The sequence below is a fragment of the Paenibacillus sp. LS1 genome (assembly GCF_026013365.1).
Lineage (GTDB): Bacteria > Bacillota > Bacilli > Paenibacillales > Paenibacillaceae > Paenibacillus.
The window spans coordinates 63,854-81,261 of record NZ_JAPDOE010000010.1; the positions used below are offsets into that span (position 1 = coordinate 63,854).

Annotated in this window: 15 protein-coding genes; all 15 read left to right on the top strand. The window is 51.4% G+C overall.

The genetic code is table 11. The features are described 5' to 3' along the window. The first annotated feature begins 19 nt into the window (after positions 1-19). The 15 genes from OM416_RS25020 to OM416_RS25090 all read left to right on the top strand — a co-directional run bounded on the left by OM416_RS25020 (position 20) and on the right by OM416_RS25090 (position 17,304). Complete coding sequence (locus OM416_RS25020) at positions 20-1,141, top strand: glycosyltransferase family A protein (protein WP_264934143.1); 1,122 nt, start codon at positions 20-22, stop codon at positions 1,139-1,141. Continuing rightward, positions 1,138-1,911: a glycosyltransferase family 2 protein gene (locus OM416_RS25025; RefSeq protein ID WP_264934145.1), complete on the top strand. Its 774-nt coding sequence runs from the start codon at positions 1,138-1,140 to the stop codon at positions 1,909-1,911. The genes OM416_RS25020 and OM416_RS25025 overlap by 4 nt, the downstream gene beginning before the upstream one ends. Next, positions 1,908-2,639 carry a sugar phosphate nucleotidyltransferase gene (locus OM416_RS25030; protein WP_062837897.1) on the top strand — a complete coding sequence of 244 codons (732 nt, stop codon included), beginning with the start codon at positions 1,908-1,910 and terminating at the stop codon, positions 2,637-2,639. Before OM416_RS25025 ends, OM416_RS25030 begins: the two co-directional genes overlap by 4 nt. A 905-nt stretch (positions 2,640-3,544) precedes the next feature. After that, entirely contained in the window at positions 3,545-4,192 is a 648-nt protein-coding gene (locus tag OM416_RS25035) for a GT-D fold domain-containing glycosyltransferase (RefSeq protein ID WP_264934272.1), read from the top strand. 67 nt (positions 4,193-4,259) lie between these two features. Beyond that, positions 4,260-5,987 (top strand): glycosyltransferase family 2 protein, encoded by a 1,728-nt coding sequence (locus OM416_RS25040; RefSeq protein WP_264934148.1) that lies wholly within the window; start codon positions 4,260-4,262, stop codon positions 5,985-5,987. A 193-nt stretch (positions 5,988-6,180) separates the two neighbouring features. Continuing rightward, on the top strand, positions 6,181-7,134 hold the full coding sequence (locus OM416_RS25045; RefSeq protein WP_264934150.1) for an aminoglycoside phosphotransferase family protein: 954 nt from the start codon (positions 6,181-6,183) through the stop codon (positions 7,132-7,134). A gap of 217 nt (positions 7,135-7,351) precedes the next feature. Next, entirely contained in the window at positions 7,352-7,630 is a 279-nt protein-coding gene (locus OM416_RS25050; RefSeq protein WP_036605813.1) for a glutaredoxin family protein, read from the top strand. Between the two features lie 321 nt (positions 7,631-7,951). Then, positions 7,952-9,295, top strand: a complete 1,344-nt coding sequence (locus tag OM416_RS25055) for an LLM class flavin-dependent oxidoreductase (RefSeq protein ID WP_264934154.1) — start codon at positions 7,952-7,954, stop codon at positions 9,293-9,295. Positions 9,296-9,466: 171 nt separating this feature from the next. Beyond that, positions 9,467-11,110, top strand: a complete 1,644-nt coding sequence (locus tag OM416_RS25060) for an ABC transporter substrate-binding protein (RefSeq protein WP_264934156.1) — start codon at positions 9,467-9,469, stop codon at positions 11,108-11,110. A 223-nt stretch (positions 11,111-11,333) separates the two neighbouring features. Further along, entirely contained in the window at positions 11,334-12,266 is a 933-nt protein-coding gene (locus OM416_RS25065; RefSeq protein WP_036605816.1) for an ABC transporter permease, read from the top strand. Between the two features lie 60 nt (positions 12,267-12,326). Then, positions 12,327-13,241 carry an ABC transporter permease gene (locus tag OM416_RS25070; RefSeq protein WP_264934161.1) on the top strand — a complete coding sequence of 305 codons (915 nt, stop codon included), beginning with the start codon at positions 12,327-12,329 and terminating at the stop codon, positions 13,239-13,241. Positions 13,242-13,364: 123 nt separating this feature from the next. After that, complete coding sequence (gene ssuE, locus OM416_RS25075; protein WP_062837891.1) at positions 13,365-13,913, top strand: NADPH-dependent FMN reductase; 549 nt, start codon at positions 13,365-13,367, stop codon at positions 13,911-13,913. A 69-nt stretch (positions 13,914-13,982) separates the two neighbouring features. Then, positions 13,983-14,855: a LysR family transcriptional regulator gene (locus tag OM416_RS25080; RefSeq protein ID WP_264934163.1), complete on the top strand. Its 873-nt coding sequence runs from the start codon at positions 13,983-13,985 to the stop codon at positions 14,853-14,855. Between the two features lie 121 nt (positions 14,856-14,976). After that, positions 14,977-16,038, top strand: a complete 1,062-nt coding sequence (locus OM416_RS25085) for an LLM class flavin-dependent oxidoreductase (protein ID WP_264934165.1) — start codon at positions 14,977-14,979, stop codon at positions 16,036-16,038. Between the two features lie 39 nt (positions 16,039-16,077). Next, entirely contained in the window at positions 16,078-17,304 is a 1,227-nt protein-coding gene (locus tag OM416_RS25090) for an amidohydrolase (RefSeq protein ID WP_264934167.1), read from the top strand. The last annotated feature ends 104 nt before the right edge of the window (positions 17,305-17,408 follow it).

Genomic DNA, 17,408 nt, shown 5'->3' on the forward strand with positions numbered 1-17,408 from the left:
GCATGCTGGAGGTGAGGAAATGAAGGGACGTTCGGGAATTGTCCACCGCAGACGGACAACAAATAGACGAAGACGAACGACGACAGGAAGCAACCGTATCAACAAGCGTCATGGAAACAAGAAACAGTCGATTACTCCAAAAACGAGCAGAAACCGATCCAAAGCTGGCCTGGTGGATCTGCGTTTGATGTGGAAAGCAGGGCAACTTGCAGGAAGCGAGGCGAAGGCGGACAACGCAGCGTCAGAAAAACATGCGCGCCACGCGTGGAATGCATACGCGGTGAACGTTGCGGAGCTAAGCAACCTAGAAGTAGCGCTGAACGCAGGTAAGGCATTTATGCAAGGGTATGCTCATACTTCTGGACATTCCTGCCAGATCGTGCCGATACCCCTTCGCCATTCGGCTGCTGCTGTTGTCTGTGCCTGCAATGAGGAACGGACACTGGGGCAGGTGCTGTTGCAACTCAAACGTTTGCCTCTGACAGATATCATTGTGGTACTGAATGGAACGACGGATGACAGTTTGAAGCAGGTATTAAGGCAGCCGGGAATTACGCTCGTATATGAACCGGATCGGGCAGGGCATGATGTGGGGCGGTCCCTGGGAGCCAAGATGACGGATGCGGAGACGGTCCTTTTTGTGGATGGGGATATGGTCGTATCGGCGGAACAGCTTGCACCATTTCTGTTCGAGGTGGACCGGGGACAGGATGTGGCGTTGAATAATCTGACGTCCTTGCTTCCACCGTTTGCAGGGCAGGATGAGGTAAGCCGAATCAAAGCATATCTGAACCGAACCTTAGGCAGGGCAGATCTCGGTTCCAATTCCATGACAGCCGTGCCCCATGCGTTGTCTCGTCGTATGATTCAGACCGTGAAGCCAGCATCACTGGCCGTTCCACCTAAGGCACAAAGCCTCGCCATTCAGCATGGGCTGAGCGTATCGGCACCAAGTCAGGTGGATGTTATTCGTTCCAATCGTTTGCGCCCCGGTAACACGGGGAGTGGGAATGATGTCGCCAGATTGATCATCGGAGATCACCTTGAGGCGCTGACTACCTGGCTGGATACGGGTTGGGATACAGCCCAGGCACATACGCTCTCTCGTGCCGAAGTGGCCTACAGGAGGAACGCCAGATGACCCTGACCAGTATAATTATCCCAACGTACAACGGGCTGGATCTGATCAGGCCCTGCATTGATGCCATCAGACAATACTCGGGCGATCCTGCGTCATACGAAATTATCGTTGTGGATAACGGTTCGACGGATGGAACCGCTGAATATTGTGCACTGGAGCGAATTCGTTTTGTCAGGTTCCCGGACAATCGGGGATTTCCGGCAGCGTGTAACGCTGGACTCCGTACAGCGTGCGGGGAAGAGCTGTTGCTGCTGAACAATGATGTTACGGTCACGCATCGTTGGCTGGAGAATCTGCGAACGGCTCTACACAGTGATCCAAGTATTGGGATCACGGGTCCTGTCACGAATTATGCAAGCGGAATTCAGCAGATTGAACTGGCGTTTCGGAACATGGAACATTTTCAGGAACTGGCTGATTCCAACAATATTGCGGATTCTTCAAGATGGAGGGACGTATGCCGGATTGTCGGTCTGTGCATGCTGATGAAACGAAGTGTAATAGAATCGGTTGGACTGCTTGACGAGGCGTACTCTCCGGGACACTATGAGGATGACGATTATTGTTATAGAGCAAGATTGCAAGGCTATCGCTTGCTGGTATGCGGGGATGTCCTTGTGCATCATCAGGGAAGTGCAAGCTTCCAGAAGACAGATCCGGTGGCGTGGAAACAGCTGCTTGAGCGTAATCGTTCGATTTTTATGAGCAAATGGCATGTCGATCCGCTTGAATATATGGACATATCCGATGAAGGAGGGAATGTGGAATGAAAGGTGTAATTCTTGCCGGCGGAACAGGAACTAGACTGTATCCTCTGACCCGGCTCATTAATAAACATCTGCTTCCAGTCGGTAAACATCCGATGATTATGTATGGCATCGACAGGCTCCGCCAGGCAGGCATTGATGAAATATTGATTGTCATTAACAAACATTCCGCCGGGTTATATACAGAGTATCTTGGTGGCGGAGCAGATCATGGGGTCAAGCTGACGTACCGCATTCAGGAAAAGGCAGGCGGGATTGCGGAAGCATTGGATCTGGCGACGACCTTTATCCTTCCTGGCGAAAAATTCGTTGTACTTCTGGGGGATAATCTCTTTAGCGACGATCTGAAGCCTTATGTGGACCGCTACATGCAGCAACCGGCGGGTACAGCGCGAGTTCTGCTCAAAGAGGTGGATGATGCTCGACGTTATGGGGTGCCGGTTTTTGATCCACAGCATCCAGAGCGAATCTCGTACATTGAGGAGAAGCCAAGCCAGCCGAAGACCTCTTATTGTGTAACTGGCATATATATGTATGACGATCATGTATTTAACCTGATTCAAAACATCGCGCCGTCTGCGCGCGGAGAGCTTGAAATCACGGATGTAAATAATCACTACGCGTCTGCTGGTGGACTGGAATATGATATTTTGCAGAAATACTGGAGTGATGCAGGTACATTTGATTCGCTCCAGGAAGCAGCTGTCCGCATGAAAGGACAATTGCCTTAAAATATATGCGCCTGATGCTGCCGCTGTGCGGCCCCCCATGGGAGCAGAACACCCTGCGCCGGAGCTGGAAGGATGCTCCGGCGCTTTGCGCAGCGACAATCCTCGTGCATGCCAAAGGAGGTAATGGCGTGAGAGTAGCGACACGTACCGGGTCCGCTGGGGCCTCAGTGTCAGGTAAACCCCGGGGCACGCACCCGGCGGTATTCATGGGCAGTGGCACTCCGGCAGTGCCGGGTCCAGGGCCCGCTGGAGTCAGAGGTGTGAAGTCTGGGAAACGCAGTACCCAGACCAAAGCGGGGACATCCGCAGGCGCAGCGCATAAGGTCCGTGCGGGTAAAGCGGGCAGCACGGGCAGTGCTGTGGGCAGAGCAGGCAAAGCTGGCCCTGCGAGCAGAAGCAATGCGGGCAGAGCCAGCCGTACCGGCAAAGGCAAAGCCGGCCTGCGCCAGGCCACTGCTGGGCGCAGGGCTGCACCAGCGCGGGGCCGGCGTGCCGCTGCCCGCGCCAAGCAGCGCACGGCGATGCGCCGTGCGCCCCTGCCAGCACCGCAAGCCAGCAAGCCACAGGCGATGCCTGCCAGCGGTGCTGGCCCCGCCCCGCGCCAAGCGACACGCCCGAAGGGTGTCGCCCACGCGGGGCGGGAAGGCGCTGCCGCCGCGAATGCGGGCAGCGCGAAGGGCTTGCCTGCGCCTGCTCAGCCCGCGGAGCACGCAGTGCAGGCGCAGGCCGTGCCCAGCGGCTACGCCGAGGGCTACCGCGACGGCGTATTCGCCGGCGGGGAGGCGCTGGTGGCGCAGCACATCCCGCCGGATCACATTCTGCCTGCCGTGGCGGCGGCAGATCTGATCGCGGCGGGATTCCGCCAATACGCGCCCAGCCTGGCCCGGCTGGCCAGCCCTCATGAGATGGCTGGCCACATCACGGCGGCGCTGGATGCGCAGCGCCCCTTGTCTGTCGTTCGCCTTGGAGATGGCGAACTACTCACCCTGGCAGCCGATACGGTGCTGCCAGGCCAAGAAGTGCAGGAGCTGGCACCGTTTCTGCCCTATGCAGGGGTGCCATGCTCAACCCCAGACATCCGCGCGATGCTTGCGGAAGCCATTCAGGCCGCCGACTGGGTGGGCGTCCCCATCTCCCGGGCGCCTACGTTCCAGGGTCTGCTATTCCCGGTATTGCGCCACTTCGGGATCGACTGGTCCCGACTGAAGTTGACCAGCTCCACGATCAATTACAGTCTGCATCAGTCCGGCTTGGTGCTGCCCGTGCTGCAAGGGCGACGGGTTCTGCTTATAGGCAGCCAGGCTGAAGAGCTTGCGGTACTGCTGCATAGTCGGGGGGTTCATGTTACAGGCATCATTGGTTCTGTGGCGGGAGTCATGGATGTTCCGAGGGTGATGCAGCAAACCGCAGAACATGCTTTCGATATCGCTCTGGTGGCGGCGGGCATTCCGGCAGTCATTCTGTGTCGGCGAATTGCAGGTGAACTCGGCAAAGTCGCCCTGGATTTTGGACATTTGGCTGACAAACTGGTAACAGGAGAGCTTCAACTCTAGGTGGAACGTCCGGGGGCTGGTCATGTGCACGTTGGACTCACGGACGAGTGGAAATGGAGGGAGCAACATGAGCACACCCGATCAACAGCGCGGGGAAGGACGTCATGGTCGTAACAACAAGGCTAATGCTCGAAGTGTCACCCGTCGAAATGGTAACAGCCATCATAACATCACGCCCAATATCAACTCTCGCAGTGACAAAAGCCGTAGTGAACAAGATCGAAATGTCAGTATCAGCAGCACAAACAAAGTGGGCCGGCATGCAACACAGCAAGATGTGTCCCGATCTGCCATGGCGGTTCTGCATATAGCAGGTCGTCGTTCAACACGGAAATCCAGACGCAAAGGCAGAAGCAATCGCACAGCCAAAGGCGCCAAACTCTACAAACAGGGTTATAACAGAGGCTATGACGAAGGTGTCCGCCAGGGACAGAGCTCGTTTGGTCTTGTTTTTGAAGGAGTTAGCATCATTATTCCCACGTACAATCAGCGGGAATATGTGCTGCAATGTGTGTCCAGTATCGAAAAGCATACCCCGGCCCCCTTCGAAATCATTGTCGTGGATAATGCCTCCAAGGATGGAACTGCCGAGGCGATGCACCGCAAAGGCGGCATGGTGAGGGTGGCTGCCCTGGATCAGAACCGAGGGTTTGCCGGAGGTGTCAATCATGGGCTGATGATGGCGAGAGGACGACATATTATCGTACTGAACAACGATACGCTGGTTACTCCGGGCTGGCTGGATAACATGATGACTTGTCTTGCCAGTGATCCGCAGATTGGTGTGGTGGGTCCGGTGACCAACTATATTGGCGGGGATCAACAAATTAAGGTTCCGTACCGTGAGGTCGAGGATATGTGGTCTTTTGCCAGCACACATAATCGTCCGGATGCAGAGAAACACCGAATGACCGATCGACTCGTCGGATTCTGCTGGCTGTTCTCACGGGAACTGTTGGAACGGGTAGGTTATTTGGATGAAGGTTATGCCGTGGGCAATTTTGAAGATGATGACTGGATCATCCGGGTGAAACTGGCAGGATACCAGCTTGCGGTAGCGGGGGATGCTTTTATCCATCACTTTGGAAGTGTCAGCATGAAAGCCTTGGGTGAGCAGGACTTTGCTGTAGTGAACAAGGATAACGAACAGTTTTATAGCCAAAAGTGGGGAGATCCCCACACGCTGGTTGCCGAAACCACCCGCTTGGCGAAACGACAAACCTCTGGTACTCCATCCGGTCAACAAGAGGACAGAGATACGTACCCAATCGATCCGCGCCAGCGAATCTCAACGCAGGGTAGCCAAGATCCAGCATTACAGTTCAGACGCAGCAGTGACTTCTACCCGGAAGGATCGTTCCTGTCCGATGCCAAAGGCGATGTCTATACCTTAACCGGTGGACGGCGGCGTAAGTTGAACATCCCTGTACCGCGTGGAATATCTCCTGTTCAGGTTGCCAAACCGGATCTGCTCGCCATTCCTGCCGGAGAAGCACTGATATCAGCGGGGGACGTGCAAGGATGGCCGATGGAGTCACAACAGCTGCAGACGACAGCGGTTCAAGGTTCTCCCAATGGCTGGGCAGAAGGAAGTATTGTTGCCGCAGGGGATGCACCCGAGATTCGATATCAGATTAGCGGAGGCAAGCGCAGACGATTTGTATCCGTATATGCCGCAGAACGTTGGGGTATACACTCTGGGCATATTGTCAGTGTGTCTGCGGACCAACTGAATTCGATGGAAGAAGGCTGGCCCATTATCGCCCCACCTCAGCTCTTGAACCCAGATCTGTAATGTCAGGCGATCTGTTTGTCCAGATCAGCAGCATGATGCGGAATGGAAGATGTAGCGGTATCCAGTATAATCGCTCTGACTCATTCCGCATCCGAATAATTGAAAGCTCAAGGATTTACTTTTACACTATGACCAACACCATGATCACCATGCCCAACTTGGGATCATGATATAGGGATTGGGAGGATGCACGATGAAAAATTCTGTGGTCAGACAGGCCGAACAGATTGCGAGTGATTTTTTGCTGGAAAAAGTAAAATGCTCACACCATATCATCGGTAAAGGCTTTGTTAATCAGGCCTGTCTGGTGGAGACGGCGAGTCATAAAGTGGTTGTACGCATGAACGGTCAAGATACATATCCTACCTTTTTGAAAGAAAAATGGTGCATTGAACGAGCAACGAGTGCCGGTATTCCTGGGCCACAGACATTGTCCGTTGGGGTCAACGCTGAACATGCCTATATGATTCAAACGGTTGTGGAAGGGGATAACGGATTGGATACGACAGTGTCCCCGTCCATGATCTGGAGGAAACTTGGTGAGTATACTCAACGTTTGCAATCCATCCCCGTTACAGGTTTCGGAAGGGATCTGCACGATTCTGTACAGGATCGATTTTACTCTCCCCCGCATGCAGGATCAGATGGCAGCTGGCAAGGATATGTGCAATACAATATCAATAGTCTCACGAAGCAAGACCCGCTGATCAAGCTTGGTGTAATGACGATGAAGGAGTCCCAAATCGTACGGCAATTATTCGAACAACTGAAAATGCAAAAGTTCCGCTTTGGTTTATGCCATGGCGATCTCTCTTTGAAGAATACAATCGTAAGTTCGACGGGAGAGATTACCCTTCTGGATTGGGGAAATGCAGAAGTCACTGTCGTGCCTTACGGAGATATCATTCAACTCATGCAATGCCAGCTACAAGGGGATGGGCCTGATAACGAAGAATTGAAAGCGTTTTTAGAAGGCTATGGGACAAGTATACAAGAGCAGGAGCATGAATTGAATCAAGCGAGATATGTATTGCTGTTGAAAGCCTTTGATACGCTGAGGTGGGCTATAGATCGAAGTCCGGATCAGATCGAGTTTTACACTGTACTAGCGAAACAAGCTCTTGAACAGGTTTGGAGGGGCCAATAGCGACTCATTCATGTAAAATCATTCATCTTTCAAATTTAAAATTTAATCTTTCTATTTAGCTATAGGTTTATTCTATTAGCAGATCCATTGACGCATGAAGGGTGCAGGAGTACATTTATAGCCATAATTCTTATTTAACAGATGGGAATTGAAGGTCTAGGGCTTTCGTGATCCATCGCCCAGATCTTAATTTTAAAACTAACCAGGAGGTATGTCGATGTCATCATCAACCAAAAAAGTCGTGCTGTGGAGCAAAACAGGCTGTCATTTTTGCGGGGAAGTAAAAGCATTTCTGACAGAGCGAAACCAGCCTTTCGAGAACATTGAAGTGCAGGGTAATGACGTGCTGCGAGATGTGCTTGAAGCAAAATATGGCATTCGGCATGTACCCGTGATTGAAGTGGGAGGGGACGGCAAGTTTGAAGCTTTGCTGGAACCTGATCTGGAGAAGCTGGCTGAACTTCTGGCACGAGCGGACGAAGCGGCAGCGGTCTAACGGGAGTCGATATATACCTTTGGAGCAAGCCGTTCCGGCTGTGCATGATGCAAGATCGCATTTGTGCAGCTGCTGGAACGTTCATAACTCAACGCTTGATGAGATGTAAATGGTTCTAATTCACATCTTCAATACACATATAGAAAAAATCTATTAGTCGTGCTGTTGACCCTTTTGCGGGGCAGTGATAAGATTTGTGAAATTAAAACAAACCAAACTCATAGGAATAGTTAACTTTTAGTTAATTCGTATACGTAATCAGTTCAGATTGGCCCTTGATCATTTTTTTGAAGATTTTAATCCAAGGAAGGCGGAGTGAACATGACAGCGAAACGCAGTTTGAAATTTGGAGCCATTATTCATGGGGTTGGAGGAAGCAATACCACTTGGAGACACCCGGAGGTTCTGTCGGATGCCAGCGTCAACTTTGGATTCTACAAGCGTCAGGCACTGAAAGCGGAGGAAGGCAAGTTCGATCTTGTTTTTATCGCAGACGGTCTGTATATTACCGAGAAATCCATTCCCCATTTCCTGAATCGCTTCGAACCGATCAGTATTCTATCCGCCTTGGCTGCAGTTACTTCACGGATTGGACTGGTGGGGACCCTCTCGACATCCTATAGTGATCCCTTCACCGTAGCCAGACAGTTCGGTTCCCTCGATCAGATCAGTGATGGCCGTGCAGGCTGGAACGTAGTAACCTCTCCGCTCGAAGGTACAGCGAAGAACTACAGTAAGAGCAGTCACCCTACGCATCCGGAACGTTATCGAATTGCCGCGGAATATTTACAGGTAACCAAAGGGTTGTGGGACTCTTGGGAAGATGATGCCTTTGTAAGAGACAAAGAGAGCGGTGTATTCTTCGACCCATCCAAACTGCACACGCTTAATCATGAAGGAGAGTTTTTCTCCGTACAAGGTCCGCTTAATATTGCCCGTTCACGGCAAGGACAGCCGGTAATTTTCCAGGCAGGTTCATCGGAAGATGGCAAAACGCTGGCAGCGCAAGAAGCAGATGCTGTCTTTACTGGACACGATACAATTGAAGATGCGCAGGCATTCTATAAGGATGTCAAAACACGAGCGGCCTCCTACGGACGTTCTTCACAGGATATTGTCATTCTGCCAGGCATCAATCCTATTGTTGGACGGACGGAAGAGGAAGCTGAACAGAAATATCAGGAAATCGCAAGCTTGGTCACCATCGACAAAGCACTGGATTACCTGGGACGTTTCTTCGAACATCATGATTTCTCCCAATATCCACTGGATGAGCCTTTCCCGGAGCTGAATGGCATTGGAAGCAACAGTTTCCGCAGCGGCACGGACAAGATTAAGAAGGATGCCAAGGAGCAAGGATTGACGTTGCGTGAAGTGGCTCTGCGGGCAGCAACACCGCGCAGCAAATTCCTGGGCACACCGGAGCAGGTTGCTGACAAGATTCAGGAATGGTTCGAGACGGAAGCGGCGGATGGCTTCATTATTGCTTCGGAGTTGCCAAGTGGATTGTCTGATTTTGTGGAACTGGTTGTTCCGATTCTGCAAGAGCGCGGCCTGTATCGTACGGAATATGAACACGATACATTGCGAGGTAACCTTGGCGTGCAAATTCCGGTTAACCGTTATACGGCTGCGAAGGAGCAAGTCGTATCTGATTTGGCATAACGGATAGGGAGCGAACGAGCATCTGATTTTGTCTGGCTGTTTTTCCAACCGGTAATAAAATAAATTACTACGTTTCGTACTGTTTTAAAACCGACTTAACTCATAGGATATATCAACTATTGGTATAAACATCAATTTAATGACACCTGTATATACAGAGGGGGAAGCGATATGAACAGGTCTATCTCATGGATGAAATATATGGCATTGGCAGCAGTATTGGTGATGGTATTATCCGGTTGCGGAGCGGCGGGAGGCAGCACGAACGGTGCAGCACAGGCTTCGGGCGGGGCGCAGGCCGGGCAAGCTGAAGGAGGCAACCTGACTTTTGCACTCGCGACTTCACCGGATACGCTTGACCCTCATCGCAGTGGGCTTGCCGTAACGGTACGCGCCATCCGGACGATCTACGACAATCTGGTAGTACAGTTGCCGGATGGTTCGATCAAACCTTGGCTCGCCACGGAATGGAGCGTATCCGAGGACGGCAAGAGTTATACGTTCAAGCTGCGTGAAGGCGTGAAGTTCCACGATGGCACACCGTTTAATGCGGAAGCCGTGAAATACAATCTGGACCGGGTGATCGATCCGGCTACCAAAGCTGCCAATTCCCTTGCCCTGATTAGACCCTATAGCTCCTCCGAGGTCATTGATGAATATACGATTAAGGTAAATCTGGAATCGCCATCGCAAGCCTTTCTTGGCAACTTGAGCCAGGCACTTCTGGGGATCGTATCCCCTACAGCTGCCCAAAAATATGGCGACCAGCTGGGTAAAAATCCGGTGGGTACAGGTCCGTATACCTTTGTGAAATGGGATGAAAATGCGGATATCGTCGTTGCCAAGAACAAGGATTACAACTGGGGACCTGAGACGGTTGAAAATAAAGCTGCGCCACATGTGGACACGATCACATTCAAAATTGTACCGGAAGAAGCGACGCGCATCGGAAGTGTACAAAGTGGTCAGGTACTCGCTGCCGAGACCGTTCCACCGCAAAATATCGCTGCATTGAAAAACGATCCGAACCAGCAACTGTTACAGGCCAATACGGTGGGATTGCCATATACACTATTTTTCAATCTGCGCAAAGCGCCTTGGGATGATGTGAAAGTAAGGCAGGCGGTACAATCCGCTTTAGATGTGGAATCGATTGTCAAAACATTGTATCTGGGCAACTACGAACGTGCGTGGTCTGCATTGTCTCCTGGAATTCTGGGTTATGATGCATCGCTGGAAGGAAGCATTAACCCGGACATCAACAAAGCCAATCAGCTGCTCGATGAACAAGGCTGGGTGAAAGGGGCTGACGGCATTCGTGCCAAAGACGGCCAGAAGCTGACCCTGCGTTATGTCGATGGTTCGCCCAATCGGGAGAAACGCAATGACATTGCCGCCATTATTCAACAACAGTTGAAGCAGGTAGGCATCGCTGTTGAAGTGGAAATTACAAAAGACGTAGCAACGGTCATCTATCAGAACTGGGATTACGATCTCTATGGCAACAGCCAGGTTAACTCCGATCCAAATGCACTGTATGCCTTCTATCATACAAGTGCAGAGGGTCAGCGTCCGACCTTATCCGGTTTGTCTGATCCGAAGATTGATGAACTGCTGGAGCAGGGAGCCGTTGAGAGTGACGCGGATAAACGTGTCGAGATCTACAATCAGATTCAACAATACCTGATTGAGCAAGCGGTGATTCTGCCGATCTATGTATTCCCTTATACCGTCGCAGCATCCAAAAAGGTCGAAGGCATCAAGTTCGATTCGCTGGGGTATCCACTCTTTAACGACGTCCGCATTCAGCCCTAACAGAGGTTGTTCAAAAAGTCCACTTTTGATTACGAGTCATGCCTAATGGCATGATCAGCATCGAATATGAAATTCAGCCGAAATGTCCGTTGCTCACGTAGTTTCCTACGCTCCGCTACTCCATTTCTAGCTTCATTCCATCTTCTCGGTACTGAAAACTGGTCTTTTTGAACACACACTATAAGGAACGACCAATTCCGATTCAGGAAGGAGATATCCCGGTATGGTTCAAACGATACTGTCACGACTCGCAACATCGCTTCTGGTTATATTCGGAGCTTCGGTGCTGGTGTACTGCATCATGTATCTTCTGCCGGGTGATCCGGTTCTGCTCATGCTGGACCCGTCCTCGGCTACCCCGGAGATGATTGAGAATCTGCGGGTTCAACTTGGGCTGGATCAGCCGTTTTACATCCAGTTTGCGAACTATTTCGGTGATATGCTGCGTGGAGATTTCGGTAAATCGATGATCAATTCGGATCCGGTTCTGCCCAAAATACTGGAGCATTTTCCAGCCACACTGGCTTTGACCGCACTCAGCTCAATCATTGCCATCACGATTGGAATTACACTCGGTGTATTGTCTGCAATTCATCGCAATGGCGTGATTGATTTCGTTGCCCGGCTCGTTGGACTGTTCGGCATCTCGATGCCGACCTTCTGGACGGGGATACTGCTCATCCTGTTATTCTCGGTACAGCTTGGCTGGTTCCCGGCGATGGGATCGGATGGGTTCAGCTCACTGGTTCTTCCGGCAGCAACGTTGGGTCTCGTGGGTGCAGGGTTTATCGTACGGATGGTGCGTAACAGCATGCTGGAAGTAATCAATGAACCATTTATTGTGGCGTTACGGGCAAAAGGACTTTCCGAGCGCGCCATCATGTATGGCCATGCGTTGCGTAATGCGCTGATCCCTGCCGTAACGGTAATCGGCATGCTGATCGGTGATCTGCTTGCGGGAACGGTTGTGGTGGAGACCGTCTTCTCCAGACAAGGAATCGGCCGGATTATTGCAGATGCGCTAATGGCCAAGGATCTGCCCGTGGTGCAAGGCGTTGTTTTCTTTACATCCATTATCTATGTGGTCTTGAATTTGCTGGTGGACATCTCGTATTCGTACATTGATCCCCGGGTTCGGCGTGCGGTCCGAACATGATGACAGCTGGAACAGTCAGAAGTGTCCTGACGCGGAGTATGGAAGGAGGAGTTGTTGCTCATGAGCATGAAACCTTTGGCTGGTGACAAAAAAGCATGGGCGGGCGTAGGACGTATACGTCTGTGGAATCGCCGTCCTTGGCGCTATCGCGTTTCACTCGCGGTATCCCGATTATTCTTTTATGCAGCATTGCTGGTAGTCGTGTTTACCGTGGCATGTGCGATTGTGCCGGGCTGGATTGCTCCTTATGATCCAACTCAGATGATGACGGATGCCATTCTGCAGGCTCCCTCTGCTGCGCATCTGTTCGGGACGGACTATTTTGGCAGGGATATCTTCAGTGTAGTTGTGCATGGAAGCAGGGATTCATTGCTCATTGGATTTGCTTCGGTGCTTGTGGGAGGCATTGTTGGTAGTGCGCTTGGTATTATCTCCGGTTACGCCGGAGGTATTGTTGATACCATCACCATGCGTGCCGTTGATATACTGATGGCTGTACCCGGCGTGCTCCTGGCGTTGTCTGTTGCAGCTGCTCTCGGGCCAGGACTCATGAATATTGCACTGGCTGTTGCCGTTTCCTCAATTCCGGGGTACGCACGGGTGATGCGTGGGCAGGTCATATCTGTTAAAGGTCTGCCTTTCATTACAGCGACACGTTCACTGGGCGGTTCCAATACCCGTATTTTCTGGAAACATGTACTGCCACATTCGTTGTCACCCTTACTGGTCATGGCTACGCTTGGCGTAGGGACATCGATCCTGACGGGCTCCGGACTCAGCTTTCTGGGACTTGGGGTGTTGAAGGAAATTCCGGATTGGGGCGCCTTACTCTCGCAAGGTAGAGGTTATCTGACGGTTGCCTGGTGGATCTGTACGTTCCCGGGACTGGCGATCACGTTGTTTGTACTGGCGGTTAATCTGATTGGAGACGATATTCGCGATCGGTTGGATCCCAAAGTAAAAGGAGCGGCTTGACCGCTATTCCAAAATATAAGAATTTATAAGTTTCAACCTTTCCATTTTTATATTTCACTGCGAAACGGTAGCTGTGCCACCAGAGGACGGCGACAGCCGTTTACGCTTGAGGAGGAGAAATTTATGTCACATGTTGTCATTATTGCCGGATCACCATCCAAACGTTCGCGTTTGACAGGTCTGACGGATTACAGCAGCCAAAAATTAACGGAGGCAGGCATCACCGTTGAAGTTATTCACGTTGTGGATCTGCCCGCTGAGGATCTGGTGCAAGCCCGATTCGACAGCTCATTTATTCGTGATGCTCTGGCTGTTGTTGAAGCGGCGGATGCCGTTATTGTAGCTACACCGGTATACAAGGCATCGTACTCCGGCGTGCTCAAGCTGTTCCTGGATCTGATTCCGCAAGAGGGGCTACGGGGTAAGTTGACACTCCCGCTCGTCATTGGTGGCTCCATTGCTCATCTACTCGCTATTGATTATGCATTGAAGCCTGTTCTGGCAGCCCTTGGTGGAAGACATATTCTGGGTGGGGTGTACGCTGTGGATCAGGGGATTGAACGACTGGATGATGGAAAGTTCATACTCTCGGCGGACATTACTTCACGCCTGGATCGTTCCTTGGACGAATTGATATTGACACTGGAAAAGGATGGGATTAAGATATCATAAAACCGAGTAAATTTATCGGTTAAATAGATATAAGGTCAAACGTCTGAGGACGTGGATACGGAGGCGCTCATGAATATCGAGAACATTGAAGCATTTGTATATATCAACCATTATGGAAGCTTCAATAAAGCTGCCGAAGTACTCTTCTTGTCCCAACCTTCGGTCACAGCTCGCATTCAGTCACTGGAAAGGGAGCTGGGCTGCAAGTTGTTTGATCGACTTGGCAAGCAAATTGTGCTGACAGAGGAAGGTCGGAAATTCCTGCCATATGCGCAGCAAGTGCTGCAAGTGATTCAGAAGGGCAAGCAGAAGATTCAGCAACGGCGATCAACACCGGATGCTCTTCGGCTCGGTAGTACAGTATCGGTATCCAATTATGTCATTCCCGATTTTCTACCCAAGATCAAGGATGCTTACCCCGAAATTAATATCAAATTGACGACAGCAACGACGGATCAGCTGATTGCCAAACTGCTTGGTCAGGAGATCGATCTTGCCTTTGTACGCAAGGTCATGCATCCTGCGATCCGTACGGTTGCTTTTTATGAAGATCCGATCCAGCTCTATGTGTACAAAGGACATCCATTCATTGAAAGCGGGCATGTCAGCATGGAAGCGATCCGGAATGAGCAACTGGTCTTTTTCGAATGTGGTTCACTAGACTGGCTTCGCATTCACCGGGCTTTCGACTCGCTGGAACATCCGCCGAATATTACATATCATGTCGATAATTCGGAGACGGCGAAGAAACTGGTTATGCAAGAGGCAGGCATTGCCTTTCTCCCTGGACTCACGGTGAAGAAGGAAGTGCAAAATCAGGAGTTGTTCCCCATTCAGGTACATGAGGTTGCAGGTGTATCGTTGCAGATCAGCGTCGTCACGTTAAAGGAAGAATATTCGCCATTGGCAGAGCCCTTCGGGGAACTGCTGCGGCAGTTATAGAGCGTCTAACGTTGAATCTGACTTTTACACCAAAACGGAGAGTGCAGAACTGTAACATCTCCAGTTCAACTTAATAGTGATTCAAGAACACAGGTTCAGCACAATCAAGGAGGAGAAGGATATGAGTATTCGTGTTGGCATTTTGGATCAGACCCCCATCTATGAAGGGGAAACGGCGGTGGATGCTTTTCGGCACACGATTGAGCTGGCACAGCGGGCGGAGCAGCTTGGATTCCATCGGTTCTGGGTATCGGAGCACCATGATTCAGGGCATGTTGCAGGTTCCTCCCCAGAAGTACTCATCTCCCACTTGCTTGCGCATACGAAGCGGATTCGACTGGGCTCTGGCGGGGTGATGCTCCAGCATTACAGCCCGTATAAAGTCGCTGAAAATTTCAATATACTCGCAGCGCTCGGCCCAGGAAGAGTTGACTTGGGAATCGGTCGTGCACCAGGCGGATTACCCCGTTCGACACAAGCGTTACAGGAAGGTATTCAGGAAGCTGCATCTCTGAAAGAGAAAATTGTTCAGGTGAAGCGATACATTCATAATGAACCACATGAAGATCCATCTCATGCACTTGCGGGGCTCACTGCTTCGCCTGTGTCCGACATTCCAGCAGAGCTGTACGTGCTTGGAGCCAGTGTAGATAGTGCGGGCATGGCTGCGGAACTCGGACTCCCATATGTCTTTTCACTGTTCATTAACAGTAATATAGAGGTAGCGCTTGAGGCCATCCGTGTATATCGAGAGCAATTCGATCGTTCCCAGGGACGGGAGCCTTACGCTGCACTGGCTTTATCCCTGATTGTGGCCGAGAGTGAGGAAGAAGCGGAAGGACTTGCGGGTGAACATAAGCTGGTGAGAATTCACATGGAGAGTGGCAAAGTGCTGACGGTCGGTTCTGTTGAACAAGCGGAAGAATTCGGACGTCAATCCAACGAAAAGTACCGACTTGAAATTCTTGAACCAAGCGTGACCCGGGGCACGAAAGCAACGGTAGGTCAGGCACTGCTGAAGTTCCAGCAGGATTTTGCTGTGGAAGAGTTCATTGTGACTACAGCTACACGGGACTTTGCCAAGCGAATTCGTTCCTTTGAATTGTTGCGTGAAATTCTGGCAGAGCAGGGACTAAGTGAATTTGCACTGGAATCCAAGGAACAGGAAGCAGCAATCGGATAGAAGTAGGGCAATGAATATATACGAATGGGAGGCCATGTGATGAAAAGTGATCTGGAACAGCCCAAACAACAGGCTGAGCAACAAGTACAGGGCCCCGAGCATGAGCTTCATGGTGAACGGGCGGAAGAATTCGCGGAACGTTTAATCACCATTCGGCGACACCTGCATCGTAACCCGGAATTGTCCGGCGAGGAAAGGGAGACGACAGCTTCTATTCGCAGCTGGCTGGAAGAGGAAGGCGTCCGTATTGCAGACGAATATGTGCTGCGGACAGGGCTCGTCGCTGAAGTAGGCCAAGGGGACGGACCTGTGGTTGCCCTAAGAGCGGACATTGATGCGCTGCCCATTCAGGAAGAGACGAAATTGGATTTTGCCTCCCAGGTAGATGGCAAGATGCACGCTTGCGGACATGACGCACACACGGCGATTCTGATTGGTGCTGCACGATTGTTGAAGCAGCGTGAGTCCAGTTTGCCGGGAAAAGTACGGTTGATATTCCAGCCATCGGAGGAAAAAGCAACGGGTGCTCGACAAGTGATCCAGAGCGGCGCATTGTCCGATGTTCGGGCCGTATTCGGGTTGCATAACAAGCCTGATCTCCAGGTAGGTACGGTGGGCATTCGGGAAGGTGCGTTGATGGCAGCAGCAGACGGTTTTGTTGTCAAAGTGGAAGGTGTAGGCACCCATGCAGCCGTGCCGGAAGCAGGCATTGATCCAATTGTGGTTGCTGCACATATTGTTACAGCACTACAGGCCATTGTGAGCCGCAATGTGGGAGCACAGGAGAGTGCTGTAATCAGCGTCACCAAGCTACATAGCGGCACAGCCTGGAACGTTATTCCCGATGAAGCGATACTCGATGGCACAGTGCGTACCTTTGATGAGAAAGTACGCGCACGAATTCGAGAGCGTTTCAATCAGGTGGTAGCCGGTGTGGCGGCGGCCTATGGCACACGTGCTACGGTTCGCTGGATTCAGGGACCACCTGCCGTGGTCAATGATGAAGCTCTGGCATCTGCGGCGGAGCAAGTTGCAAGTCAGATTGGGCTGAATAGCATCAGACCTCTGCCTTCTCCGGCAGGAGAGGATTTCTCTTTTTATCAAAAAGAAGTTCCCGGCCTGTTCCTCTTCTTGGGCACCTCTGGCCCGAATGAGTGGCATCACCCTGGCTTTGATGTGGATGAAAGGGCACTGCCGCTGGGAGCACATCTTCTGGCTGCACTAGCTGAACAGGCACTGCAAAATGTGCAAGCACATCAGGAGTGAGGGACACGGTTAATCCCTGTATTATATCCAGATCGAAACGGTTCCGTTCTGCGGCAACCGTTTTTCGTATTTGTTGAATCTTATGGCTAGGGCTGGCGCAGAAG

Bases quoted from the DNA above. Each gene is read 5' to 3' on its own strand.
- OM416_RS25020 (WP_264934143.1), top strand. From the start codon at position 20: ATGAAGGGACGTTCGGGAATTGTCCACCGCAGACGGACAACAAATAGA.
- OM416_RS25025 (WP_264934145.1), top strand. From the start codon at position 1,138: ATGACCCTGACCAGTATAATTATCCCAACGTACAACGGGCTGGATCTG.
- OM416_RS25030 (WP_062837897.1), top strand. From the start codon at position 1,908: ATGAAAGGTGTAATTCTTGCCGGCGGAACAGGAACTAGACTGTATCCT.
- OM416_RS25035 (WP_264934272.1), top strand. From the start codon at position 3,545: ATGGCTGGCCACATCACGGCGGCGCTGGATGCGCAGCGCCCCTTGTCT.
- OM416_RS25040 (WP_264934148.1), top strand. From the start codon at position 4,260: ATGAGCACACCCGATCAACAGCGCGGGGAAGGACGTCATGGTCGTAAC.
- OM416_RS25045 (WP_264934150.1), top strand. From the start codon at position 6,181: ATGAAAAATTCTGTGGTCAGACAGGCCGAACAGATTGCGAGTGATTTT.
- OM416_RS25050 (WP_036605813.1), top strand. From the start codon at position 7,352: ATGTCATCATCAACCAAAAAAGTCGTGCTGTGGAGCAAAACAGGCTGT.
- OM416_RS25055 (WP_264934154.1), top strand. From the start codon at position 7,952: ATGACAGCGAAACGCAGTTTGAAATTTGGAGCCATTATTCATGGGGTT.
- OM416_RS25060 (WP_264934156.1), top strand. From the start codon at position 9,467: ATGAACAGGTCTATCTCATGGATGAAATATATGGCATTGGCAGCAGTA.
- OM416_RS25065 (WP_036605816.1), top strand. From the start codon at position 11,334: ATGGTTCAAACGATACTGTCACGACTCGCAACATCGCTTCTGGTTATA.
- OM416_RS25070 (WP_264934161.1), top strand. From the start codon at position 12,327: ATGAGCATGAAACCTTTGGCTGGTGACAAAAAAGCATGGGCGGGCGTA.
- ssuE (WP_062837891.1), top strand. From the start codon at position 13,365: ATGTCACATGTTGTCATTATTGCCGGATCACCATCCAAACGTTCGCGT.
- OM416_RS25080 (WP_264934163.1), top strand. From the start codon at position 13,983: ATGAATATCGAGAACATTGAAGCATTTGTATATATCAACCATTATGGA.
- OM416_RS25085 (WP_264934165.1), top strand. From the start codon at position 14,977: ATGAGTATTCGTGTTGGCATTTTGGATCAGACCCCCATCTATGAAGGG.
- OM416_RS25090 (WP_264934167.1), top strand. From the start codon at position 16,078: ATGAAAAGTGATCTGGAACAGCCCAAACAACAGGCTGAGCAACAAGTA.